This window comes from Bacillus sp. 2175 (assembly GCF_057812155.1).
In genome coordinates, this window is sequence record NZ_CM173819.1 from 2,135,874 (window position 1) to 2,158,866 (window position 22,993).

24 protein-coding genes are annotated in these 22,993 nt (G+C 34.7%); 16 read left to right on the plus strand and 8 right to left on the minus strand.

All coding sequences use genetic code 11. The features are described from left to right. Positions 1-3: 3 nt before the first annotated feature. Complete coding sequence (locus ACXKY9_RS11355) at positions 4-891, minus strand: DMT family transporter (protein ID WP_000841812.1); 888 nt, start codon at positions 889-891, stop codon at positions 4-6. A 170-nt stretch (positions 892-1,061) separates the two neighbouring features. Between ACXKY9_RS11355 and ACXKY9_RS11360 the strand changes: the two genes are divergently transcribed. From ACXKY9_RS11360 to ACXKY9_RS11375, 4 genes are all read left to right on the plus strand, one after another. Then, a complete protein-coding gene (locus ACXKY9_RS11360) occupies positions 1,062-1,622 on the plus strand; it encodes a helix-turn-helix domain-containing protein (RefSeq protein ID WP_000581029.1) in 561 nt (186 codons plus the stop codon). Positions 1,623-1,655: 33 nt separating this feature from the next. After that, the gene (locus ACXKY9_RS11365; RefSeq protein WP_000428904.1) at positions 1,656-1,841 is read left to right on the plus strand and encodes a hypothetical protein; all 186 of its coding nucleotides are present in this window, start codon (positions 1,656-1,658) and stop codon (positions 1,839-1,841) included. 170 nt (positions 1,842-2,011) lie between these two features. After that, positions 2,012-2,161, plus strand: a complete 150-nt coding sequence (locus ACXKY9_RS11370; protein WP_000417698.1) for an aspartyl-phosphate phosphatase Spo0E family protein — start codon at positions 2,012-2,014, stop codon at positions 2,159-2,161. Between the two features lie 177 nt (positions 2,162-2,338). After that, positions 2,339-3,730, plus strand: a complete 1,392-nt coding sequence (locus ACXKY9_RS11375; protein WP_000860345.1) for a protoporphyrinogen oxidase — start codon at positions 2,339-2,341, stop codon at positions 3,728-3,730. 55 nt (positions 3,731-3,785) lie between these two features. Here the strand turns inward: ACXKY9_RS11375 and ACXKY9_RS11380 are convergent, their stop codons facing one another. Further along, positions 3,786-4,334 carry a hypothetical protein gene (locus ACXKY9_RS11380; protein ID WP_000275248.1) on the minus strand — a complete coding sequence of 183 codons (549 nt, stop codon included), beginning with the start codon at positions 4,332-4,334 and terminating at the stop codon, positions 3,786-3,788. A 310-nt stretch (positions 4,335-4,644) separates the two neighbouring features. Here ACXKY9_RS11380 and ACXKY9_RS11385 point away from each other — a divergent pair, with 310 nt between their 5' ends. Then, a complete protein-coding gene (locus ACXKY9_RS11385; RefSeq protein WP_000885392.1) occupies positions 4,645-5,196 on the plus strand; it encodes a GNAT family N-acetyltransferase in 552 nt (183 codons plus the stop codon). A 43-nt stretch (positions 5,197-5,239) separates the two neighbouring features. Here ACXKY9_RS11385 and ACXKY9_RS11390 read toward each other — a convergent pair whose 3' ends face one another. Next, a complete protein-coding gene (locus ACXKY9_RS11390) occupies positions 5,240-5,425 on the minus strand; it encodes a cold-shock protein (RefSeq protein ID WP_000286203.1) in 186 nt (61 codons plus the stop codon). An 86-nt stretch (positions 5,426-5,511) separates the two neighbouring features. Further along, positions 5,512-5,715: a cold-shock protein CspD gene (cspD, locus tag ACXKY9_RS11395; RefSeq protein WP_000176366.1), complete on the minus strand. Its 204-nt coding sequence runs from the start codon at positions 5,713-5,715 to the stop codon at positions 5,512-5,514. Between the two features lie 392 nt (positions 5,716-6,107). Here cspD and ACXKY9_RS11400 point away from each other — a divergent pair, with 392 nt between their 5' ends. The 3 genes from ACXKY9_RS11400 to ACXKY9_RS11410 all read left to right on the plus strand — a co-directional run bounded on the left by ACXKY9_RS11400 (position 6,108) and on the right by ACXKY9_RS11410 (position 8,525). Next, a complete protein-coding gene (locus tag ACXKY9_RS11400; protein WP_000794815.1) occupies positions 6,108-7,004 on the plus strand; it encodes a CPBP family intramembrane glutamic endopeptidase in 897 nt (298 codons plus the stop codon). Further along, positions 7,004-7,663 carry a nucleoside/nucleotide kinase family protein gene (locus tag ACXKY9_RS11405; protein WP_002005064.1) on the plus strand — a complete coding sequence of 220 codons (660 nt, stop codon included), beginning with the start codon at positions 7,004-7,006 and terminating at the stop codon, positions 7,661-7,663. The genes ACXKY9_RS11400 and ACXKY9_RS11405 overlap by 1 nt, the downstream gene beginning before the upstream one ends. A 256-nt stretch (positions 7,664-7,919) precedes the next feature. After that, positions 7,920-8,525, plus strand: a complete 606-nt coding sequence (locus ACXKY9_RS11410) for a PRK06770 family protein (RefSeq protein ID WP_000846982.1) — start codon at positions 7,920-7,922, stop codon at positions 8,523-8,525. A gap of 70 nt (positions 8,526-8,595) precedes the next feature. On the opposite strand, the gene ACXKY9_RS11415 is transcribed toward ACXKY9_RS11410, so the two are convergent. Next, a complete protein-coding gene (locus ACXKY9_RS11415) occupies positions 8,596-9,462 on the minus strand; it encodes a LysR family transcriptional regulator (protein WP_000425893.1) in 867 nt (288 codons plus the stop codon). Between the two features lie 129 nt (positions 9,463-9,591). On the opposite strand from ACXKY9_RS11415, the gene ACXKY9_RS11420 reads away from it, so the two are divergent. Beyond that, the gene (locus ACXKY9_RS11420; protein WP_000726549.1) at positions 9,592-10,635 is read left to right on the plus strand and encodes an aspartate-semialdehyde dehydrogenase; all 1,044 of its coding nucleotides are present in this window, start codon (positions 9,592-9,594) and stop codon (positions 10,633-10,635) included. Between the two features lie 129 nt (positions 10,636-10,764). On the opposite strand, the gene ACXKY9_RS11425 is transcribed toward ACXKY9_RS11420, so the two are convergent. Further along, entirely contained in the window at positions 10,765-11,196 is a 432-nt protein-coding gene (locus ACXKY9_RS11425; protein WP_000063768.1) for a hypothetical protein, read from the minus strand. Between the two features lie 280 nt (positions 11,197-11,476). On the opposite strand from ACXKY9_RS11425, the gene ACXKY9_RS11430 reads away from it, so the two are divergent. Together ACXKY9_RS11430 and ACXKY9_RS11435 are read left to right on the plus strand one after the other, a co-directional pair. After that, entirely contained in the window at positions 11,477-12,601 is a 1,125-nt protein-coding gene (locus tag ACXKY9_RS11430; protein WP_000285222.1) for a C45 family autoproteolytic acyltransferase/hydrolase, read from the plus strand. A gap of 51 nt (positions 12,602-12,652) precedes the next feature. Next, positions 12,653-12,916, plus strand: a complete 264-nt coding sequence (locus ACXKY9_RS11435; RefSeq protein ID WP_000921858.1) for a hypothetical protein — start codon at positions 12,653-12,655, stop codon at positions 12,914-12,916. A 96-nt stretch (positions 12,917-13,012) separates the two neighbouring features. Here the strand turns inward: ACXKY9_RS11435 and ACXKY9_RS11440 are convergent, their stop codons facing one another. Beyond that, complete coding sequence (locus tag ACXKY9_RS11440) at positions 13,013-13,915, minus strand: LysR family transcriptional regulator (protein WP_000612234.1); 903 nt, start codon at positions 13,913-13,915, stop codon at positions 13,013-13,015. A gap of 156 nt (positions 13,916-14,071) precedes the next feature. Between ACXKY9_RS11440 and ACXKY9_RS11445 the strand changes: the two genes are divergently transcribed. The 5 genes from ACXKY9_RS11445 (at position 14,072) to ACXKY9_RS11465 (ending at position 20,303) form a co-directional block, all read left to right on the plus strand. After that, positions 14,072-14,761, plus strand: coding sequence for an MOSC domain-containing protein (locus ACXKY9_RS11445; protein WP_001263002.1), 690 nt, complete (start codon positions 14,072-14,074; stop codon positions 14,759-14,761). 258 nt (positions 14,762-15,019) lie between these two features. Next, positions 15,020-15,907, plus strand: coding sequence for a GNAT family N-acetyltransferase (locus tag ACXKY9_RS11450; RefSeq protein ID WP_000528676.1), 888 nt, complete (start codon positions 15,020-15,022; stop codon positions 15,905-15,907). Between the two features lie 33 nt (positions 15,908-15,940). Beyond that, entirely contained in the window at positions 15,941-16,537 is a 597-nt protein-coding gene (locus ACXKY9_RS11455) for a DUF1349 domain-containing protein (RefSeq protein WP_001027686.1), read from the plus strand. A gap of 222 nt (positions 16,538-16,759) precedes the next feature. Then, a complete protein-coding gene (locus ACXKY9_RS11460; RefSeq protein WP_000834793.1) occupies positions 16,760-18,514 on the plus strand; it encodes an ABC transporter ATP-binding protein in 1,755 nt (584 codons plus the stop codon). Then, a complete protein-coding gene (locus ACXKY9_RS11465) occupies positions 18,507-20,303 on the plus strand; it encodes an ABC transporter ATP-binding protein (RefSeq protein WP_001243556.1) in 1,797 nt (598 codons plus the stop codon). The genes ACXKY9_RS11460 and ACXKY9_RS11465 overlap by 8 nt, the downstream gene beginning before the upstream one ends. 84 nt (positions 20,304-20,387) lie before the next feature. On the opposite strand, the gene ACXKY9_RS11470 is transcribed toward ACXKY9_RS11465, so the two are convergent. Beyond that, positions 20,388-22,862, minus strand: a complete 2,475-nt coding sequence (locus tag ACXKY9_RS11470; RefSeq protein WP_103656507.1) for a collagen-like triple helix repeat-containing protein — start codon at positions 22,860-22,862, stop codon at positions 20,388-20,390. Between the last annotated feature and the right edge of the window lie 131 nt (positions 22,863-22,993).

The window sequence follows — 22,993 nt, forward strand, 5'->3', positions numbered from 1 at the left end:
CTGTCATGCTTTTTCATTAGAATTTGGCTGTAATAAAAATAATACTAAACCAATAAAAATAACGGTAATTCCTAGTCCTTGTTGTAAAGAAATAGTCTCATGTAATATAAAGTACGCTAGCATACAAGTGCCAATTGTTTCACCTAAAATACTCATTGAAATTACAGTAGCACTCATCCATTTTAATAACCAATTAAAAATGGTTTGTCCTAAAATTGTAGCAATGAAAGCTAATCCAATAAAGCACAACCAAGTTTGTGTAGAGTAATGGATGAAAGATTCTTGTTGCATGAAAGCAAATATGCTAAGAAAGCCAGCACTACTTCCATAACTAATTACCGAATATGGTATAAGTGACAAATCTTTACGAACGTGTTGGCTAATGAAAAAATAAGCAGTAATGATACCGGCAGCGATAAATGCTAAAATATCTCCATATAAAGCTTCTCCACTAATTTTGAAATCTTGCCAGCCAATGATGATACTACCTGAAATAGCGATGAGGCAACCAATAACCGCTCCTTTCGTAAATCTCTCCTTAAATAAAAAATAACCACCAATCATTGAGAACAAAGGTTGTAACGTTACGATAACTGTAGAGCTTGCTACAGAAGTATATTGTAATGATTCAAACCATAGTACATAATGTGCAGCTAAAAATAGCCCAGATGTGAATCCGAATGTCCATTGTTTTTTCGTTAAAGTTTTTAGCTCATTTCGACTATTTTTATTAAATAGTAATAACGGTAACAGGATCAGTGTGGCAAAGAATAATCGGTAAAAAGCAATGATTGTCGCAGGAGCATCTGCCAATTTTACAAAAATTGCTGAAGTTGATAAGGCGAATACACCAAAAAATAAGATGAAATATGAAAGAATAGGTGATTTCAAAGTTTGTCCCTCCGATAGAATGTTTATTATAATAAACTTAATGCGATATAATGTACAAAAGTAAGTATATAAGTCCCGGAGATAATAGGAAAGGATTATTTGCCTTTGTTTAGTATGTCAGCACAAAGACAATGAAATATGCATTATGATGGACGAAAGGAAGTTTTACTATGATACATGATAGGCTTGGACAAACAGTATTAAGTTATCGTAAGAAAAATAATATGACAATTCGTGAATTCGCTGATTATGCAGGGATTAGTACGTCACTAATTAGCCAAATTGAAAGAGGACATGCTAATCCTTCTTTAAATGTTTTGGAGTTAATTGCAAAAGCATTAAATGTACCGCTGTTTACACTTTTTATTAATGATATCGATACAGATTCGCTCATTTCTAAGAAAAAAGATCGAAAAAAAGTATATCGGGAAAACAATGATCACATTGTATATGATGTATTAACACCTGATTTTATGAAAGCACGTATTGAAATGTTAATGATGGATTTAAATAAACAAGCAAACACAACAGAAAGTCATTATTCCCATGAAGATAAGGAAGAGATTGCTGTTATTATGAAAGGGGAAGTGTATGTAGAATTGGAGGGAAAAGAATATTTTTTAGAAGAAGGCGATGTTGTACGTATTCCACCAAATGTGAAGCATCGATTTTTGAATAAAAGTGATGAATCGAATCACATTTTATTTGTACTGACACCATCTTTAGGATGAAAATATAGTGATTTTAACTAGAGGAGAAAGAAAATGGAAAACAAAAGTATTTTAAAAGGCGGCCTTTCAATTATTTCTCAATGTAAAAAAGAAACAAATGATATTTGGCATGCGCATTTTGGAGCAGCTGCAATTGCTAGTTATTTTAATCATATAAAGAGAGCTCCAAATTATAAAGATATAACATTAGAAAAATTCCGGTATGTTATTCATTCTTAATGAACGTCAATAATCTGTAAAAGGAAGCTTAATCTAGTTTCTTTTTTTGTTAGTAGTATATTATTTTTTCAAATATGTAAGATTTTACATGCGTATTTTACTTTTACTAATTATGTAAGTAGGCTATACTGAAATACATACATTTTATTTTTGGAGAGATGTAAAACGACATGGAACTAGCGAAATTGGAAAAAGTAATTGAAATAAAAAAAGAAGAACTTTTATATTTAGTATCGGATTATGGAATTCAACATGAAAAAGTATTGGCATTGAGTCAAGAACTAGACAAATTAATCAATTACTTTATGTTTTTAAAATAAAGAGAACTATGACGTGGTTTGTATATGTTATAGTTCTTTTTTATTAGGTAATTTGAAAATATATTCAAATATATTGTCTAATTTTTTACAGAATGCGCAACTTGCTAGTCGAATATAAGGACTTTTGGTTATAATAAAAAGGAATTATTAATTGTATCGGTTAGGAGCGCAGCACATATGAAAACAGTTGTTGTTATCGGTGGAGGTATAACGGGACTTTCTACTATGTTTTATTTAGAAAAATTAAAAAAGGATTATAATATCGATTTAAATTTAATTCTTATTGAGAAAGCAGAGTATTTAGGTGGTAAAATCCATAGTGTGGAAGAAAAGGATTTCATTATGGAGTCAGGAGCGGATTCAATCGTTGCTCGTAATGAATATGTTATGCCACTTGTAAAAGATTTAAATTTAGAAGATGAAATGGTATATAATGAAACGGGTATTTCTTACATATATTCTGAAAACATGTTACATCCGATTCCTTCTGATACTATATTTGGGATACCGATGAGCGCCCAGTCTTTGTTTAGCAGTACGCTAGTCTCAACGAAAGGGAAAATCGTAGCTTTAAAAGATTTCATAACGAAAAATAAAGAGTTTACGAAAGATACATCACTTGCTCTATTTTTAGAAAGTTTCTTAGGGAAAGAGTTAGTGGAAAGACAAATTGCTCCTGTACTTTCAGGCGTATATTCTGGTAAATTGAATGAGCTTACAATGGCATCTACATTACCGTATTTACTGGATTATAAAAATAAGTATGGAAGTATTATTAAAGGTTTTGAAGAGAATAAAAAACAATTTCAATCAGCAGGAAATAAAAAATTCGTATCATTTAAAGGTGGACTATCTACGATAATTAATCGCTTAGAAGAAGTGCTCACTGAAACTGTCGTAAAAAAAGGTGCTATAACGACGGCTGTAAGTAAACAAGAAGATCGATATGAGATTTCTTTTGTAAATCATGAAACAATACAAGCTGATTATGTTGTTTTAGCAGCTCCGCATGATATAGCACAAACTTTATTACAGTCTAATGAGTTAAATGAGCAGTTTAATACATTTAAAAACTCATCTCTTATAAGTATTTACTTAGGATTTGACATACTAGATGAACAACTACCAGCTGACGGCACAGGGTTTATTGTAACGGAAAACAGTGATTTACATTGTGATGCTTGTACATGGACAAGTCGAAAGTGGAAACATACATCGGGTAAACAAAAATTATTAGTAAGAATGTTTTATAAGAGCACCAATCCGGTATATGAAACAATCAAAAATTATAGTGAAGAAGAATTAGTACGAGTAGCTTTATATGATATTGAAAAGAGTCTCGGAATTAAAGGTGAACCAGAAGTAGTCGAAGTTACAAATTGGAAAGATTTAATGCCGAAATATCATTTAGAACATAATCAAGCGGTTCAAGCATTGCAAGAAAAAATGACGAATCTTTATCCAAATGTATATTTAGCTGGTGCCTCATATTATGGTGTCGGAATTGGTGCGTGTATTGGAAATGGAAAAAATATAGCCAATGAAATAATGGCTACATTAAATAAATAATACTGTAGAATAAATAAAAGCTGTTCCTTCAGCAAAATGGAGGAACAGTTTTTATTTATTTTATTTGAATGGAAATTGTATTGTTTTTTATATTGTTTTCTTTTAATGTTAATGTTATTTCTCCAGACTCTTTAAATGAATACGGTGATAGTTGATAAATATCTTTTATATCATGTTTTTCTTGTAATTTATTTACCGGTATTGATACGATATTTGGCTTCCATGTTTCTTGTTTTCCTGAAGGATATTCTATAAGTATTACCGGATTTTTTAACTGTATTGTTTTCCAAGAGACGAAATATAGTTGTACTTCTGTATCTTTTTTTAATAATTCTTCGGAGAAATAACCGAATTCGCCTATATTACCGAAAACAGTATAGTTTTGATTTTTTAATTTAATATCTAAATAACTAGGTTGATATGTTACCGCATGATAAGTTCCATATGAAAGTGAGAGTATGGCAGCGATTAAAATACCGATTGAAAATGTCCTAAAGCTATTACCTTTAAAGCTAGTCATCATGAATGAGTTTGGTGTGAATTTTTTTGCGAATAAAAAAATAAGTAATATGAGTAAGAGGGATAAGCCGATGAATATATACATAGGAAATCTTCACCTCCACAATAAAATAATATATTAACTATATTTTACCATAAATGTAAGGGGTAGGTTTGTTGTTTAGAAGGAGAAAATGAAGAAACAATTTCTTTACAGTTCTTGATAATTTAAAATTCGATTTATGGAAATTATAGCGTCATGTTTGAGGTGCAATCAGAAGGTATCTAATTCGTGTATATAGAATTAAGAGAGAATGTGCCATTAGAAATGTTTGATTTATGGAACAATAAGGACTTTACTAATTATACATATTTTTTCTGATATAATGAATGAGTAGAGAGAAAGGAGTGATCCTATGGCATTTCCTATACTAGAAACAGAACGCTTACGTTTAGTTGAAATAGAACAATCTTATTGTCAAAAAATATATGAAATCTTTTCATTGGATGAAGTGACGTGTTACTACGGTATGAATTCTTTTACGGAGTTTGGACAAGCTTCACGTATGATCGAATCTTTTTCAAAAAATTACTTTGAGAAAAAGGCAATACGATGGGGAATTGTGTTAAAAGAAACGAACGTTTTAATAGGAACAATTGGACTAAACAATTTACAATTATGGAGTAAACGATCTGAGATTGGATATGATCTGCATCCTCGCTATTGGGGAAATGGTTATGCTTCAGAAGCAGCTGGAGAAATTATTAATTATGGATTTAAAGATTTAGGTTTGTTTAGAATTGGAGCTATTACATATCCTGAAAATGTTACTTCTTGTAGAATGTTATCTAAAATTGGCTTCCAAAAGGAAGGGCTATTGCGCGGATATATTCATCAAGGAAATAAGCAACACGATGCATTGTTGTATTCTATAGTGCGAACTGATGTTGAGGACATAAATTTATAATAAAAAAAACCTCTTAATTAAAAGAGGTTTTTTTTATTATAAATTAACCTAATTTAGGTAATAAACGTTCTCCGCTTTTCATGCTACTTTTACATAAAGGGCATTTAGGCTCTTCTTCAAATGAAAAGTTCTTTCTCATCCATCCTAAACAATCCTCTGATTCACATTCCCAAACAGGGGTTTGTTCTGGTGGTACTTCTGCTACATCGTTCTTTCGATTGCGATACATGTAACCACTCCTTTTATGTAAAAAATTTTAGTTATATATTAAAAAGGTTGTTAACCTTGCTGGTAACAACCTTTTTATTGTTTGAATTATAGCTTTACAACGTTTTTAGCTTGAGGTCCGCGGTTACCTTCTTCAACTTCAAAGCTAACTTCTTGACCTTCGTCAAGAGACTTGAAGCCGTCGCCAGTGATAGCTGAGAAGTGAACGAATACATCGTTACCGTCTGCAACTTCGATGAAACCGAAACCTTTTTCGCTGTTAAACCATTTTACTTTACCTGTTAATGTCATGGTAATGCCTCCTAAAAGTAGAAAAATTACAATATGATCGGCCTTATTTGAATGAAAATAAAATTTCACATATTATCAAAAACCCATAAGGAGTACAAACTGTCCCTGATTGATACTTGATAATATGCAAAGAAAATATAGTGTTAAATTGACCTTAATTACTATCTTACAACAAATGGTGGGAAATAGCAAGTGCTGGTAATACCACTGAGTAATCTGGGTGATAATAGTAAAGGCACAAAGGCACCTCTTTTATTTATATATTATTCCTAATTGGGATTTATGCAAAATCATGTAAGAAAAACTTAGAGTAAATATTAATAATATATTTTTCGTGGTAAAATATGGTTGGTTACTGTTGGTAGTTAAATATTATAAAAGGAGAAAAGAAAGTGAAAAATAATTCATTTATAATAATTGAAGCAGCAAAAGCAGGGAGAAAAAAGGTCCATCCAGTCTTTGCTGTAATATTAGCCATTATATTTTTGACTTTAGGCGAACTTTTTATGTTATTTATGTTATTTTTACCGAAAGCTGAAACGATATTCATGAAAGGTATTTATGACAATGTTAGAATGGTGTTAACGTTTGGCGGAGCTATATTTATTTTATTTATATGGGTTCGTTTTGTAGAAAAAAGACCTTTTTCATCCATTGGCTTTTGGAAAGAGAAATGGATGAGAAAGTATTTAAAAGGTGCGTTAATAGGGTTTTTATTTATTTCAACGCCAGTTATTCTACTATTATTAATGGGGAGTGTGAAATTGCAAGTACAACATATTACCTCAACAGTGATAGTAGGAATAGCAGGATCTCTAGTTGCATTTTTAATACAAGGGGCAACGGAAGAAATTATTGTACGAGGTTGGTTATTCCCGGTTCTTTCTGTTAGAAGTCGTATATGGGTTGGAATAATTGTAACTTCATTTTTATTTGGATTTCTTCATCTACTTAATCCAGGAATTACAATATTATCTATATCGAATATAATATTAGTGGGTGTTTTCGCAGCTTTATATGTATTGAAAGAAGACGGTCTGTGGGGAATATGTGCATGGCACTCAATTTGGAACTGGGCTCAATATAATGTATATGGTTTTGCAGTTAGTGGCACAACTGTATATTCTACTCCAATTTTTAAGTCTATAACAAATGGACCAGAAACATTGCATGGAGGCGCGTTCGGAATTGAAGGTAGTATCATTACAACAATCATGCTCACTGTCGCTTCAATTGTTTTATGGAGAAAGTTATGGGGAAGAAAAGCGAAACAACGAAATTTTAGTTAATGAAAGAGGGAGAAACTATGGGGATAATAGCATTTGAGGGAGCAAGCGCTGTTGGTAAAAGTACCACGTGCCGTGAATTAGAAAAGAATTATGGTGCTTATATAATACCTGAAGTGAATTCTTTATTTGAAAGGCCAAAAAATGAACATAGAACATGGTATTTTGAAAAACAAGTTGAGCGCTGGAATATAGCTGTTCAGAAGTCAAAGCAATATGAATTAGTAATACTCGATGGCGATATTTATCAGCCACTTAGTTATAATTGGTGTTTTCATTTTGATATATTTAATCAGCCATTATCTTTAATAGAAAATTTTTATAAAGAAAAGATGATAAATAGGGAAATTGGCTTTCCGGATCAATATTTTTATTTATATACGAACGATGAAGAACTTAGAAAGCGGAAAGTATCTGATGAGACGAAAAGAAGAAGAAACTTTGAAAAACATTTACATATATCAAAATCGTTTCAGCGTTATTATGAAAATTTAAATACTGTTACAGATGGGTATTGTAAATTAATTGAGGCAAAAAGTGTAAGAAATAATGAATTAGAAATAGTGAGAAACTCACAAAATTTGAACGTGTGTGAAGAAAGACGTTTTGATGTTTCGAAGTTAGATGCTATTACGAAGTGGTTAAAAGAAAATCGTGCATAAAGTAAAAACAACGAGTGTTGTAGAACGCCCTCGTTGTTTTTTGTTTCTTTATAAATATAAAGGAAAAATTTGTAGAATATTTTCATTATTTAACAGAATAATCTTTCAATTTTAAAGAAAAAGAAATACAATATGAGGAAGTATATATAAATAATATGATAGGGGATGGGATGCGATATTTTGAATGAAGTAACAGTTTTTATATAAGAAATAATTAGATAGTCAGAACGGAGATATTTGGGAGGAAACAAGCGAGATGAAAACATTTTTGAAAATAATAGGTGTTATAGCTGGTATGGCGGTAATTGGAGTAGGTTTAACATATGGTATGCTGCATTATTTAAATAATAGTAAACCAGCTGCGAAAAAGGCATCACCAGCTGCTCCAGCAGTAGAAGTATTAGCTGATAGTAACGTAAAAGCAGAAGATGCAAAGCTTTTAGAAAATGGAAATTATTCATTGCCGAATAGTGGTTTTAATAAAAATTTTAAATGGACAGATGAGAATATACAGACAGCATTACATGAAATGGCACATCAAAAAGCGAAAGCTGATCAAAAGTGGGGCTATATTTTTATTACACAAGAGCGGATTGAAAGCTTAATTGATATTGTAAAGAGTAATGATCTTGTACAGGGAAGTACATATGTAGAAATTTTAGAACGATGGAAACAAGGAAAATATGAAAAGGTTGATGGGGATCATAATAAGATTTGGAAATTACAAAGTGGGAATTTAGGAGAAGGAAAAGGAGTAATGTCGGAAGCTGAGCAAAAAGAATTAATTAATCAAGTGTTTATGAACAAAGGTACATATTCAGGTAGTAAATTAATTGCAGGTGGGGGACAGACTAATAAATAGTATACTAATTAATGAAAGAGAGTAATTGCTTATTAGGCAATTACTCTTTTTCTATGTACGTCTTAATATTTTAGTCTCGTTCAAGTAAGGAAAGGAACGATTGTAATACCGGGGAAATCCATCTAGATTTATGATAGATTACATAACTTTGAATAACTGTTGGAGTTTCGATAGGTTGAAAACATAGTTGTCCTTTTTGGCAACTTTCTTGTACAACGATATAAGGAAGAATTGAAATGCCTAACTCACACATAACGGATTGTTTAATGACTTCAACATTGGAAGTTTCAAATGTTTTAGCTGGAATATTTCCACTTTGACATAAAAAACGATCTACCATTGGCCTATAGCCGCAGCTTTGTTCTGTAAAAATGAACTGGGTGTCCTGTAATAACTGGAATGGATTTGTATGTGCAGCGGAATGATCTGGTAAAATCCATCCAAATATTTCATTACTAAAAGTACGCGTAATAAAATCATTATGTTCTATACTTTCTCCAATTATGAAGATAACGTCTGTTTCTCCTTCACGTAATTTTTGTAATGCTTGTTCATTTGTGTTTGTTTCAAGTACGATATTTACTTTCGGATTTTTCTGTTTGTAAGTACGTAATAATTGTGGTAATCGGTATACCGCTAATGATTCATTAGATGTAATACTTAATGTACCTTCTAAATAATCTGTATTTTGGGGGATTTCTTGCGCTTTTTCATATATTGAAAGTAATTCTAATGCATAAGGATGAAATTGATGACCTGCTTTTGTAAGTAGCACTTTTTTCCCTAACCGATCGAAAAGAGGAATATGTAAATCGTTCTCTAAAGCTTTCATATGTGCTGTAACAGTAGATTGCGCATAACCTAGCGCATGCGCAGCCTTAGAAAAATTACCATACTTCACAATGGCGCAAAATGTTTTAACATGTCTCATTTCCATAAGCAATCCCTCTTTTATTATCATGATTTGTGAATGATTATATCATGCATTTTAATTTTCCAAATGATTAAATTCTGTATAAAATGAAATTGTAGAAATATTCATACAGGTGATATTGGAGGAGAAAAGATGAAAAAAAAGGGCTATCATGTAGCTGTTGTTGGGGCTACAGGTGCGGTAGGGCAAAAAATTATTGAACTGTTAGAGAATGAAATGAAGTTTAATATAGTTGAAGTCACATTGCTTTCGTCAAAACGATCCGCTGGTAAGAAAGTAAGATTCAAAGGACGAGAGATAATTATAAAAGAGGCAAAAACAACTAGCTTTGAAGGTGTAGATATTGCCTTTTTTAGCGCTGGGGGAGAAGTATCTAGACAATTTGTAACTCATGCAGTTTCTAGTGGTGCGATTGTAATTGATAACACAAGTGAGTACCGAATGGCACAAGGTGTACCGCTCGTTGTTCCGGAAGTGAATGCGCATACTTTAAAGCAGCATAAAGGTATCATTGCAGTTCCAAATTGTTCAGCATTACAGATGGTAACAGCACTTCAGCCGATTCGAAAATCATTCGGTTTAGAAAGAATTATCGTTTCAACATATCAAGCCGTATCGGGTTCTGGCATTCATGCGATTCATGAATTACAAGAGCAGGCTAAGTCTATGCTTGCTGGTGAAGAAGTGAAAAGTAATATATTACCGGCGAAAAAAGATAAAAAACATTACCCAATAGCGTTTAATGTACTGCCTCAAGTAGATATATTTACAGACAATGATTTTACTTTTGAAGAAGTAAAAATGATTCAAGAAACGAAGAAAATATTAGAAGATGAAAACCTGAAAATGGCAGCTACTTGTGTACGTGTTCCAGTTGTATCAGGGCATTCAGAATCAGTTTATATAGAACTGGAAAAAGAAGCAACCGTTACGGAAATTAAGGAAGTATTAATGGATGCACCAGGTGTTATTTTGCAGGATAACCCTAGTAAACAGCTGTATCCAATGCCATTATATGCAGAAGGGAAAATAGATACATTTGTCGGAAGAATACGTAAAGATCCTGATATGCCAAACGGATTCCACCTCTGGATTGTTTCTGATAACCTATTAAAAGGTGCGGCTTGGAATTCAGTTCAAATCGCAGAGACTTTAGTAGAAAAGGGAATACTTTAATCTAGTTTGAAAAACCGGGGAATCGATAATCATTTTCCGGTTTTTATCCCGCTATTTGCTGGGCAGTAAGACCCCCACTGATTAAAGCTTCACTTTATTTAATAATTGTTTTCTTTATTTCGCCCAACTTTAATTTAAATTAGTCGTTATTGAATTTTTATAAATATCTACTTTATGTGCAGTGAAGCGTAAGGTTTTGGATTCTGCATGAATTGTTAGGTTAATAATAATCGATAACGGCATTTCGACCGTTTTCACAATATCTTCTATAGCAATATACTCATTTTCTGCTTCGTTATAATAAACAACAGAACGAATTACTGTCTCGTTATTTTCAATGTCAATTTCACACATCATAGGGAATTTTTCACCATTATGTAAGAATAGTTCGCCTAGTACGATTGAACCGTTTAGCTCCTCTGTAAAATTAGTAGTTGCTGCTGGTTTTACCCATGTTTCGTCATGTTCTTCGTTTTCCTCTTCATCTATTGTCCATTCCCAAATGGGGTTTTGTTTTAGGTCTTCAATAGTTAATTCATCAATTGGTTTGCAATTGCTCATACATAAATCCTCCTTTTGCTTTGATAAATAAGTTTCTTAATCTCAAAAATTAGATGATTGCTTACGAGTAAGTTCAATATAGTATTTTGCTCATTTGATATTAAACTATTTTATTTTGAAGTAAAGCTTCTATAGCGATATTAACAAAAAAATAATTATTTAGTAAATAATTATTAGTGGAGGTTTTAAAGTGGCATAGAGTTAAGGTAGTAAAAAACATCAAGAATGAATGGGATTCATTTGGTACGATATGGATATGTTTAATAAGAGGGGGAATTTGATGTATCAAGTAAAGGGGTATTTTTCATCGCTCAAAGGAAGTCATTATGAAATTGGTAAGCAACAAGGTGAATTTGTGAAACAACATTCTTATCTTATTCCGCAATTTATAGAGCAAGAAAACTTAATATCGCATAACCATTGGACAGAATCTAGAAATATATTAAATCAATATTGTTCTGGAATTAATGAAGAAATTGAAGGTTTTTGTGAAGTGTTAAAAATTCCTTCAAAAAATATGATGTATTACTATCAAACACTATTGAAAGCAGGTTGTAGTCATTGTGCAGTATTACCTAAAAAGACAGATTCAACTCACACTTATGTATTAAGAAATTATGATTTGTCACCAGTAATAGATGATATGCGTTTTTGCTCGACGTATGTTGAAGGTGCGTATGCACATAGTGGCTTTTCTACTCAATATTTTGGTCGAACAGAAGGGGTTAACGAACATGGATTATCTGTTACATTTTCAGCATGTGGTCAACCAGTAGGAAACATTGCAGGTTTAAGAAAGCCAATGGTAAATGGTTTACAGTGTTTTGCGGTAATTCGATTGTTGCTGGAGAAATGTAAAAATGTGCAGGAAGCTAAATCACTAATAGAAGAAATACCAATTGCTAGTAATATTAATTTAATAGTAGCTGATCCTTTAAACGCAGCACATATTGAAATATTTGACGGTCATAAATCCACAACAACGATTGATGGTGACAACCAAGCTTTTATTGTATCAACAAACCATGCAGTTAGTTCATCAATTCAGAAATTAAATAATAGGAAATTAGAACAATCTACAAAGAGATATCATGTTTTACATGAGCATTTAAATGGATATGAACAAGTGAGCATAGAGTCTTTAAAAAAGTTAGTAGAAGAAGAATATCCTGATGGACTGACTGTACATAACTATGAAGAATGGTTTGGAACTTTACATTCTGTATTATTCGATTTACATGATCGTACAATGAAGATTTGTTTCGGATCACCACTTTTAAACGACTGGTACTCATTGAAAGTTGGAGGAAGTATGCCGTTTTCTGAGGTGAACGTGAACTTTAAAAATAAAACTTATACTGACTTTTGGAGGGAAGATAAGAATGAATTGATGCCTAAAAGATAAATGAGATAAGATGATAATGAAGAGAGTGCATTTACACTGGAGGGATTACCAATGCTAAAAGTTATGTTACCATTTGTTCTTATCTTTTTTCTTGTTATTGCGATGTATATTGCTTATCAAAAGAGAAAAAAATCTGGGATAAAAGGATTGAAAAGTGCGTTAACTTCTATTTGCTTCTTTTCACTCGCAATTTTAAATATGTTTGCATATTGGTTTCACTTTGGCGGTGCTTTTACTTGGTTATTTTCAATTGTATTATTGCTAGTTGGTGCATATTTTACTAAATATATTCCAATATCTAAAAAGGTACATTAAAATCTATAAGAGTTTAATATAATGTTTACTTTGTTTTGAAAAGAGATTATTCTACTAGATCGTTGTGAAACGGTTTCATAGGATAATCTCTTTTGTTTAGTTTTGGAAAGAACGTACTGTACTTTTTAGTTGCTCAATAAATTCTCGAGTTGCAGCACACATATATTTATCTTTTCTATAAATTAGCCCTATTTCAATTGTTGGAGTAGGGTTTTCTATTTTAATAGCTTGAATGTTTTTATTTTGTAAAAAGTCTATATATGGTTTGGGTAACACTGTAATTCCCATTCCTTTGGAAACCATTTGGATTAAAGATTCCATCGTGCTAATTTCTAAAATTGGTCTTGGTTTAAAGTTGAATTTTTGACAATGAGATGTAATTAGTTCGGTTAAAAAGAAATTTTTAGGTAAAAGAATTAAAGGGTAGTTCTGTAATTCAGCAATAGATACATGATTACGTTCAGCTAATCGATGACCAGTTGGCACGACTAATGTAAGATCGCTTTTGTATAGAGGGATAGAGATAATCTCTTTATCTTGCACCGGGAGAAATGTAATTCCAATATCTAGTTCGTTTCGTAATAATTTTTCACGAATATCTCCTGTGCGAAGCCCTAATACAGAAAGCTCTATATTGGGATATAAATTATTGAAATTTAAAATAGTTAGTGGTAGTAAATAATTTAGGACGGTTAACAAAGCCCCTATTGTTAAGGAACCTTGCTGTAATCCGTTTAGGTCTTGAATAGCTGAACGAGCTTGTTCGACTTCATGAAAAATGGTTTTACTATGTGATAATAAAATCTTCCCTGCTTCAGTTAAAGATATTTTTTTACCAATTCGATCGAAAAGTGGCATTCCTACTTCATGCTCTAATGCACGTATTTGTTGACTTAGAGAAGGCTGTGAAATATTTAATTTCTCAGCTGCTTTTGTGAAATGTAATTCTTTTGAAACAGCTAAAAAGTATTCAAGTTGTCGTAATTCGATTGGAATCACCTCAAGTATAATAATAGGTTATACCTATCATTATTATATAAATAATTGAATTGAACAATGATTTTAAAGGTTTTATAATCATCTTTATATAGCAGAGAGGGTTGTAAAAATTAATTGAGAGAAAATACATGTAACACCTTTAAAGGAGGAAATAGAATGGCTAATGAATATCAATTATTATCTTTAAATATAGGATTACCAAAAGAGGTTACATACGGTGGAAAGGTAGTTCATACAGGCATAAATAAGAAACAAGTAAAGGAACCGGTATATTTATCCTTTGTAAAATTTAATGGGGATGGACAAGCTGACTTAATTCATCATGGAGGAGTAGATAAAGCAGTTTGTGTTTATACTGGTGATCACTATCCATACTGGGAAAAAGAATTGAATCAAGATCTTGTATATGGGGCTTTCGGAGAAAATATAACAGTTAGTGGTATGAGCGAAGAGGATGTTTGTATTGGTGATACATTTGAGCTAGGACAGGCAATCGTACAGGTAACACAACCAAGGCAACCTTGTTTTAAATTAGCAAAAAAATATAATATTCCAAAGTTACCACTATATTTTCAAGAAACAGGATATACAGGATTTTATTTTCGTGTATTAAAAGAAGGATGGGTATCATCAGTCGACACCTTAAAAAGACTACAGTCTGATCCAAAAGGTGTTTCAGTAGCATTCGCTAACCGTATTATGCATAAGGAAAAACAAAATATTGAAGGGGTAAAAAGGATATTAGAAGTAAATGCACTTTCAAATAGTTGGAGAAAGTCTTTTGAAAAGCGTATAAGTGGAGAAGAAATTAATACGAAGGAAAGACTTGAAGGGATAAAAGAATAAAAATATTTTATTATAAATAGTGTATTTCTATTAGTAAAAGCTAATTAGAAAGCGCTATTTTTATAAAATAAACTAATTAATATCCGAAAATCTTAATATTTTTTTATTCGACTTATTTTCAAATAGTCGAAACATAAAATTAATTAGACTTTTTTTTTATGTTTTATGATAGTATATTGATTGGTAAGACCTCTATTTTTAAGAGTAGGTCATATAAGTATATCTAATTTAATGGAATTTAACATTTGGAGGTACAACATGGGGAATGTTGAAAAATTGGCAAGTCTTCTAATAGAAGAACCGAAAAGAGAGCAGTTATTTCCTTTATTTGAAGAAGTGTTTGGAATTACAACTCAAACATTGAATGATTTTTCGGATAAAGGATATTGGGATGATACATATAAAGCTTTATCATTTTTACAAGAAGATAAAGTGATTGCAAATGTTGCGGCATTTTCACTCCCATTATTAATTAATGGTGAAAAAATAAATGCGGCGGGTATTCAATCAGTAATGACACACCCTAATTTCCGTAGACAAGGGCTAATGACACAATTAATGAGTAAAATGATAGAAGAAATTGATAAGAAATGTGAATGTGCATTATTGTTTACGGAAAAACCTGAACTATATACAGCATTTGGATTTAAAGTTGTGCAGGAATATTTGATGACTATACCATATGATAAAAATATTAATAATAACCATTCACTACTTAAAAAGTTAGATTTCTATAATATAGAGAATAGACAGTTAATACATGAAACGATTGATAGTAGCCAAAGACTTTCAAATAGTTTTTCAACTTTAAACTTCCATCCTTCATTTTATTTGAATATGTATGATTCGGAATGGAATGAGAAATTGTATTATTCAGAGAAACTAGATGCTTTAATCGTTTATGAAGTAGACAATGAAAAGTTGAAATTATTTGGAGTATTTGCGCCAGTACTTCCGGTTTTAGATGAATTATGTGGAGAAATCAATGAAAGGTTTACGGAAATCGAATTTTATTTTTCACCGGATCAATTAGGGGTTGAGGATGTACAGTTTACAGAATTACAGTCTAGCAAGTATTTAATGGTTCGAAGTGATAAAGAGTTAGATTTTAAAGGTTATAAATTCCCAGTATTAGCGGAGTTTTAAATATTTGTATAAAGGTTTTATTATGGAGGAACTATGAATATATCATATATACCTAAACATGTTGAGCAGCTCACTATAATGAATGTCCCTGAATATTATAAAATTAATGACAAGCAGGCGTTTATTGTCCGTTCGAAAGCAGAAACAGATTTTTGGCTTAAAACACATTATGGTTTTGAAGTCATGAATGGTCATGTATTTTATAATGAAATGATGACAGACTTTCAAGCTGAAGTACAATTGTGTATGAATCCAAATTCAAAATACGATCAAGCAGGTCTTTTTGTTATGATTTCGGAAAAGTGTTGGTTGAAAACTTCATTAGAGTATATTCCAGATGGCCCTTCTCATTTAGGAGCTGTCGTAACGAATAATGGATATTCTGACTGGTCAACGCAAGATTATCCAACTGAAGCAGCTAAGCAACAACTTCGTTTTCGAATTATTCGAAAACGCGGTGATTATACAATATATGTGAAAAAGAGCCATCAATGGGAACAAATAAGAATCGCTCATTTAATGGAGGATATAGGGAATGAGCCTATTAAAATAGGTTTTTACACGTGTAGTCCTTCTAAAAATAAGGGATTTGAGACTGAGTTTTTAAATTTTACAATTGAAGAAATATAGATGAAAAAACCGTATTCTTTTCATTAAGAATGCGGTTTTTGTATTTACATAATATAAAGCACATTTATTGACCAGAAAGTCATTAATACTTATCATTTAATAATGTTAAATATTAATTTGCATAATATAATAAAAGTAATGAAGAAATTACAAAAAATATCAATTAAATAAGGAGGGATATGAATTATTCAGTGGTAATTTCATGGGAAAAGGAGATTATGTATGAAATCATTTCGTAAGTTATTACAGTATTTAAAACCATACATGTTCTTCGCTATTATTGGACCGCTATTTATGGTACTTGAGGTTGCGATGGACTTAATTCAACCGACTATTATGCAACATATCATTGATGTTGGGATTGCAAATCGGGATTTAAATTATGTAATAAAAATGGGGCTTCTTATGATAGGAGCAGCAGCACTCGGTTTAGTTGGAGGGCTTGGGTGTATGATGTATTCTACAAAAGCAGCTGTTAATTTCGCTACAGACATACGAAAAGATGTGTTTGCGAAAATAGAAACATTTTCTAGTAATAATCGTGATTCATTTGGAACAGGTAAATTATTAACGATCGTGACGAATGATATCACTTCCATTCAATCGGCAATGACGATGACATTACGTGTTCTCGTTCGTGGTCCACTGTTATTTATGGGAAGTATAATTATTGTTTTTGTAACAGCGCGAGGGTTATTTCCAATATTACTTGTAGTTGTTCCGATTTTATTACTTGCGATTATTTTAATTGCAAGTAAAGCAAGTGGTACATTTAAAAAGGTGCAAGAGGCATTGGACAAAGTGAATACAAAGTTACAAGAAAATTTATCTGGTGTACGTGTTATAAAAGCGTATGTAAGACAAAAATATGAAATCGCTCAATTCGGAAGTGTAAATACAAATTTAACGAAGATAAATATTCGAGCTGTGCAACTTATTTCTTTAATGATGCCAATCATTATGCTAGTTGTAAGTGGCGGGATTGTCGCAACATTATGGATTGGTGGAGAAAAAGTATTCAATGGAACGCTTCAAGTAGGAGCGATTTTGGCATTTATTAATTACTTGAATATCATTTTAATGTCACTTATGTCGATTAGCATGGTATTTATTCAAATTGCGCGAGCTTTTCCATCTGCGGATCGTGTACAGCAAGTGTTAAATACCGAGGTTGATATTATAAGCGCAGCTAATGCAATCGAACCTGAGAAAATCGAGGGGAATATCGAATTTAAAAATGTTAGTTATAGCTATACGAAAAATAATGAATACGTTTTAAAAGATATTTCGTTTAGCATACAAAAAGGTGAAAAAGTAGGGATTATTGGATCAACTGGAAGTGGTAAATCTACCTTAGCGAAACTGTTACCACGTCTATATGATGTGGATCAAGGTGAAATATGTATAGATGGAATAGATGTTAAAACATATGATTTGCAAAAACTCCGTGCTTCAATAGGGTTTGTACCTCAGAAGGCTTTGTTGTTCTCAGGTAGTATAGAAGAGAATTTACGTTATGGTAAAGAAAATGCAACACATGATGAGCTGGAAGTAGCAGCTGCATCAGCTTGTGCGACTGAGTTTATCAATAAGCTGGAAGAATCTTATCGATATAATTTAACACAAGGTGCGACAAATCTATCAGGTGGACAAAAACAACGTGTATCAATTGCAAGGGCACTTGTGAGAAAACCACCGATTCTCATATTAGATGATTCTACATCAGCAGTTGATGCAAAATCAGAGGCTACTATTCAAACAGCTTTAAAAACAAAATATAAAGGCACAACGACATTATTAATCGCGTCCAAAATTTCTTCCATAATGGATGCGGATAAAATACTTGTATTAGATAATGGTGAATTAGTTGGCAATGGTACACATGAACAATTGTTAGAACGAAGTGAGGTTTATCAGGAAATTTATCTTTCCCAAGGTGGTAATTTGCATAAAGAAGGTGGGGAAGAACATGCGTAATTTTCAAGGGCAATTTGCTAATAAAGGTGGACGAAACACACCGAAGATGGGAAAAGCTAAAAATGCCCAAGGAACTGTAATGCGGATATGGAACTATATGGGCTATCAAAAAGCTGCTCTAATGTTTGTTATATTTCTAGTCGTTGTTACTACTTTACTTGGATTATTAGGTCCCTATTTTATGGGAGTCATTATAGATCAATATATTGTACCGAAAGATTTAAGTGGTACAGCAAGAATGTGTATGTTACTTATCGCGATTTACGGTGTAACTGTACTTTTAACATGGTTACAAACATTTGTCATGATTAACGTTGCATTAAAAACAATTCAAAAAATACGACAAGATATTTTTGAGAAAATCCAAACGCTTTCTTTACGGTTCTTTGATGTGCGTTCTCAAGGTGATTTAATGAGCCGTGTGACAAATGATATAGATAATTTGAACCAAGCTTTGACACAAAGTGTTGTACAAATTATTTCATCAGCGCTAACTTTTATAGGTGTAACGATTGCGATGTTCGCCTTAAATTGGATTTTAGCAATTGTAACTTTAATTACAGTACCTATTATGTTTTACGTTACAAAAAAACTAGTTGCATATAGTGGTAAAAACTTTGCGAAGCGTCAAAAAGATTTAGGTGAATTAAATGGATTTATTGAGGAAGCAATTACAGGTGCGGATGTTACGACGTTGTATGGAAAAGAAAAAGAAACTGTACAAAATTTCAATAAAATTAATGAACAGCTAAGAGTTTCAGCTACGAAGGCTGATACATTTTCAGCTTTTATTTTTCCAAGTATGAACTTTATTAATAACTTAGGTATGGGGCTTGTCATTGGGACTGGATCAGTTATGGTCTTAAACGGAATGACAACAGTGGGTGTTATTGCGGCTTTTATTAATTATTCTCGTCAATTCTCAAGACCGTTAAGTCAATTTGCGACTTTAATGAATACAATTCAAGCGGCAGTTGCTGGTGGAGAACGTGTTTTTGAGATTATGGATGAGGTACCAGAAATTCAAAATAAAAAAGACGCATTTGTTGTACAAAATTTACAAGGGCATGTTGCACTTGAGAATGTTTCATTTGGCTATGCAGAGAATAAAACGATTTTAAAAGAAGTGAGTCTTAAAGCGCAGCCAGGAGAGACAATTGCTTTAGTTGGCCCGACTGGATCAGGGAAAACAACAATCATTAATTTGTTAACTCGCTTTTACGATATACAGCAAGGACAAATTCATATTGATGGAAAAGATATAAAAGATTATGATATTAATTCTTTACGAAGTAAAATAGGAGTAGTTTTACAGGATACGTATTTATTTGCTGGTTCGATTATGGATAATATCCGTTATGGACGCTTAGATGCTACTGATGAAGAAGTTATCACTGCAGCTAAGGCAGCATCTGCACATTCTTTTATTAAGCATTTGCCAAATCAATATGAAACAGAAATTGCTTCAGAAGGATCGAATTTAAGTCAAGGACAAAAACAACTTCTTGCGATTGCACGAGCAATTTTAGCAGATGCAGATATATTAATTCTCGATGAAGCGACATCTAATATTGACACAAGAACAGAATTACAAATACAAGCAGGACTAAATAATTTAATGAGAGGTCGCACAAGTTTTGTAATCGCTCACCGACTTAAAACAATTGAAAAAGCAGATCAAATCCTTGTTATAAAGGATGGAAGAATTTTAGAAAGAGGGAATCATGAGTCTCTTATGGAAGATAGAGGGTTTTATTTTGATCTGTATACGAGTCAGTTTAAAATTTAATAAAAAAAATGAGGTTTCTCTAGAAAAGAGAAGCCTCATTTTTTTATTTGTAAACTTTATGAATTACTTTTCTAACCAAATTAATTATCCGACCTGAAAAATACTTATACTTGCAGATACATTTGTTAAAGAGCCACCATCACTATTTGAGAGAGTGATAGTACCTGCTGAAGAGGTGTTATTTATTAAAGTCAATGTTGAAGGAACAACTGTTACGGTAAAAGCAGCAGTACCTTGATTTATTGAATGTGGTGACCCCGTACCAAAACGCCCACCTGGAATTGGTGTACCATTTAGTTCGAGGGAGAATTGGTTTTCGCGAGAAGCTTGTAATTGAAACTCTGCTACATATGTTCCTAGTGTATTAATTATAATATTTCCAGTACCTGTGATGTGGCTAAGGGCAGTTCCTGTTATAGGTCCATTTGTGTTAAAAGTAACACTACTTCCTACTGCAATTGATTGGTTAGTAGTATCAAAAACATATAGATAGTTTGTTAATCCTACACTAGCCGCCCCGGTAGGCCCAGTGGAGCCAGTGAAGCCAGTAGGTCCAGTGGAACCGGTAGCCCCGGTAGCCCCGGTAGCCCCGGTAGCCCCGGTAGCCCCGGTAGCCCCGGTAGCCCCGGTAGCCCCGGTAGCCCCGGTAGCTCCAGTAGCCCCGGTAGCCCCGGTAGCCCCGGTAGCTCCAGTAGCCCCGGTAGCTCCAGTAGCCCCGGTAGCTCCAGTAGCCCCGGTAGTCCCAGTAGAGCCAGTAGCCCCAGTAGAGCCAGTAAGTCCAGTGGAACCGGTAGCCCCGGTAGTCCCAGTAGGTCCAGTGGAACCGGTAGCCCCGGTAGCTCCAGTAGCCCCGGTAGGTCCAGTAGGTCCGGTAGCTCCAGTAGCCCCGGTAGCTCCAGTGGAACCGGTAGGTCCAGTAGGTCCGGTAGCTCCAGTAGCCCCGGTAGCTCCAGTGGAACCGGTAGTCCCAGTAGGTCCAGTGGAACCGGTAGCCCCGGTAGTCCCAGTAGTCCCGGTAGTCCCAGTGGAGCCAGTAAGTCCAGTGGAACCGGTAGATCCAGTAGGTCCAGTGGAACCAGTAGAGCCAGTAGCCCCGGTAGGTCCAGTAGGTCCGGTAGAGCCAGTAGCCCCGGTAGGTCCAGTAGGTCCAGTAGCTCCAGTAGCCCCGGTAGGCCCAGTAGCTCCAGTAGGTCCAGTGGAACCGGTAGGTCCAGTAGGTCCAGTGGAACCGGTAGCCCCGGTAGCTCCAGTGGAACCAGTAGCCCCAGTAGCCCCGGTAGTCCCAGTGGAGCCAGTAAGTCCAGTGGAACCAGTAGCTCCAGTAGCCCCGGTAGGTCCAGTGGAACCGGTAGCCCCGGTAGGTCCAGTGGAACCGGTAGCTCCAGTAGCCCCGGTAGTCCCAGTGGAACCAGTAGAGCCAGTAAGTCCAGTGGAACCGGTAGCCCCGGTAGCCCCAGTAGCCCCGGTAGTCCCAGTGGAGCCAGTAAGTCCAGTGGAACCAGTAGCTCCAGTAGCCCCGGTAGTCCCAGTGGAACCAGTAGGTCCAGTAGCTCCAGTAGAGCCAGTAGCCCCGGTAGGTCCAGCAGGTCCGGTAGAGCCAGTAGCCCCGGTAGCTCCAGTGGAACCGGTAGTCCCAGTAGGTCCAGTGGAACCAGTAGAGCCAGTAGCCCCGGTAGGTCCAGCAGGTCCGGTAGAGCCAGTAGCCCCGGTAGGTCCAGTGGAACCGGTAGTCCCAGTAGGTCCAGTGGAACCGGTAGCCCCGGTAGTCCCAGTAGTCCCGGTAGTCCCAGTGGAGCCAGTAAGTCCAGTGGAACCGGTAGCTCCAGTAGGTCCAGTGGAACCAGTAGAGCCAGTAGCCCCGGTAGCTCCAGTAGCCCCGGTAGTCCCAGTAGTCCCAGTGGAACCGGTAGGTCCAGTAGGTCCGGTAGAGCCAGTAGCCCCGGTAGTCCCAGTAGGTCCAGTGGAACCGGTAGCCCCGGTAGTCCCAGTGGAACCAGTAGAGCCAGTAGGTCCGGTGGAACCGGTAGCTCCAGTAGAGCCAGTAGGTCCGGTGGAACCGGTAGCTCCAGTAGAGCCAGTAGATCCGGTAGATCCAGTAGGTCCAGTAGGTCCAGTGGAACCGGTAGCTCCAGTAGTCCCAGTGGAACCAGTAGAGCCAGTAAGTCCAATGGAACCGGTAGCTCCAGTAGGTCCGGTAGCTCCAGTGGTCCCAGTGGAACCAGTAGCTCCAGTAGCCCCAGTAGCCCCGGTAGTCCCAGTGGAACCGGTAGCCCCGGTAGCTCCAGTAGCTCCAGTAGCCCCGGTAGAGCCAGTAGTCCCAGTGGAACCGGTAGCCCCGGTAGCCCCGGTAGCCCCGGTAGCTCCAGTAGCCCCGGTAGTCCCAGTGGAACCAGTAGAGCCAGTAGGTCCGGTGGAACCGGTAGGTCCAGTAGGTCCAGTGGAACCGGTAGCTCCAGTAGGTCCGGTAGCTCCAGTAGCTCCAGTAGAGCCGGTAGCCCCAGTAGGAGAATGTGGGAGAATAATACGGTTAATATCTAAAAGTGAAAAGTTAATGAACATATCTTTGTTTTGATAATCTATCGAAATCACCTCACTAGCATGTTTAAAGAAATAGTAAAGTAATAATTTTTATAGGTATTTCATTTCTATATTATTAATGCAACTTATTTTGGAAACAGTAAATAGCTATT

Coding starts and splice junctions, on each gene's coding strand:
- ACXKY9_RS11360 (WP_000581029.1), top strand. CDS start 1,062: ATGATACATGATAGGCTTGGACAAACAGTATTAAGTTATCGTAAGAAA.
- ACXKY9_RS11365 (WP_000428904.1), top strand. CDS start 1,656: ATGGAAAACAAAAGTATTTTAAAAGGCGGCCTTTCAATTATTTCTCAA.
- ACXKY9_RS11370 (WP_000417698.1), top strand. CDS start 2,012: ATGGAACTAGCGAAATTGGAAAAAGTAATTGAAATAAAAAAAGAAGAA.
- ACXKY9_RS11375 (WP_000860345.1), top strand. CDS start 2,339: ATGAAAACAGTTGTTGTTATCGGTGGAGGTATAACGGGACTTTCTACT.
- ACXKY9_RS11380 (WP_000275248.1), bottom strand. CDS start 4,334: ATGTATATATTCATCGGCTTATCCCTCTTACTCATATTACTTATTTTT.
- ACXKY9_RS11385 (WP_000885392.1), top strand. CDS start 4,645: ATGGCATTTCCTATACTAGAAACAGAACGCTTACGTTTAGTTGAAATA.
- ACXKY9_RS11390 (WP_000286203.1), bottom strand. CDS start 5,425: ATGTATCGCAATCGAAAGAACGATGTAGCAGAAGTACCACCAGAACAA.
- cspD (WP_000176366.1), bottom strand. CDS start 5,715: ATGACATTAACAGGTAAAGTAAAATGGTTTAACAGCGAAAAAGGTTTC.
- ACXKY9_RS11405 (WP_002005064.1), top strand. CDS start 7,004: ATGAAAGAGGGAGAAACTATGGGGATAATAGCATTTGAGGGAGCAAGC.
- ACXKY9_RS11410 (WP_000846982.1), top strand. CDS start 7,920: ATGAAAACATTTTTGAAAATAATAGGTGTTATAGCTGGTATGGCGGTA.
- ACXKY9_RS11415 (WP_000425893.1), bottom strand. CDS start 9,462: ATGGAAATGAGACATGTTAAAACATTTTGCGCCATTGTGAAGTATGGT.
- ACXKY9_RS11420 (WP_000726549.1), top strand. CDS start 9,592: ATGAAAAAAAAGGGCTATCATGTAGCTGTTGTTGGGGCTACAGGTGCG.
- ACXKY9_RS11425 (WP_000063768.1), bottom strand. CDS start 11,196: ATGAGCAATTGCAAACCAATTGATGAATTAACTATTGAAGACCTAAAA.
- ACXKY9_RS11430 (WP_000285222.1), top strand. CDS start 11,477: ATGTATCAAGTAAAGGGGTATTTTTCATCGCTCAAAGGAAGTCATTAT.
- ACXKY9_RS11435 (WP_000921858.1), top strand. CDS start 12,653: ATGCTAAAAGTTATGTTACCATTTGTTCTTATCTTTTTTCTTGTTATT.
- ACXKY9_RS11445 (WP_001263002.1), top strand. CDS start 14,072: ATGGCTAATGAATATCAATTATTATCTTTAAATATAGGATTACCAAAA.
- ACXKY9_RS11450 (WP_000528676.1), top strand. CDS start 15,020: ATGGGGAATGTTGAAAAATTGGCAAGTCTTCTAATAGAAGAACCGAAA.
- ACXKY9_RS11455 (WP_001027686.1), top strand. CDS start 15,941: ATGAATATATCATATATACCTAAACATGTTGAGCAGCTCACTATAATG.
- ACXKY9_RS11460 (WP_000834793.1), top strand. CDS start 16,760: ATGAAATCATTTCGTAAGTTATTACAGTATTTAAAACCATACATGTTC.
- ACXKY9_RS11465 (WP_001243556.1), top strand. CDS start 18,507: ATGCGTAATTTTCAAGGGCAATTTGCTAATAAAGGTGGACGAAACACA.
- ACXKY9_RS11470 (WP_103656507.1), bottom strand. CDS start 22,862: ATGTTCATTAACTTTTCACTTTTAGATATTAACCGTATTATTCTCCCA.